The organism is Methylobacterium sp. GC_Met_3 (assembly GCF_026540775.1).
GTDB lineage: Bacteria > Pseudomonadota > Alphaproteobacteria > Rhizobiales > Beijerinckiaceae > Methylobacterium.
The window spans coordinates 1-650 of record NZ_JALNUL010000185.1; the positions used below are offsets into that span (position 1 = coordinate 1).

A 650-nucleotide genomic window follows, 5' to 3' on the forward strand; every position below is an offset into this window, starting at 1 on the left:
GATTTCGCCGAGAGCAAGCACAAGCTGGCTCTGTGCCTGGGCAAGAACATCGGCGGCGAGCCGATCATCGCCGACCTCGCGCGTATGCCGCATCTGCTCGTTGCCGGCACCACCGGCTCGGGCAAGTCGGTGGCGATCAACACCATGATCCTGTCGCTGCTCTACCGGCTGAAGCCGGAGGAGTGCCGCCTGATCATGGTCGATCCCAAGATGCTGGAGCTGTCGGTCTATGACGGCATCCCGCACCTGCTCTCCCCGGTCGTGACCGACCCCAAGAAGGCGGTGATCGCCCTCAAATGGGCCGTGCGCGAGATGGAAGAGCGCTACAAGAAGATGTCCAAGATCGCGGTGCGGAACATCGACGGCTACAACGCCCGGGTTGCGGAAGCCGCCGCCCGCGGCGAGGTCCTGACCCGGACCGTGCAGACCGGATTTGACCGCCATACCGGCGAGGCGGTCTACGAGGACGAGGCCATGGACCTCGCGCCGCTGCCGTACATCGTGATCGTGGTCGACGAGATGGCCGACCTGATGATGGTGGCCGGCAAGGACATCGAGGGCGCGATCCAGCGTCTGGCCCAGATGGCACGCGCGGCCGGCATCCACCTGATCATGGCGACCCAACGCCCGTCGGTGGACGTGATCACCGG

General features: G+C 65.5%; 1 protein-coding gene. It reads left to right on the plus strand.

Going from position 1 to position 650, the window contains the following annotated elements; genetic code table 11:
* A partial coding sequence (locus OXS27_RS32430) for an FtsK/SpoIIIE domain-containing protein (RefSeq protein WP_267361761.1) occupies positions 1-650 on the plus strand: 650 nt, incomplete at both ends.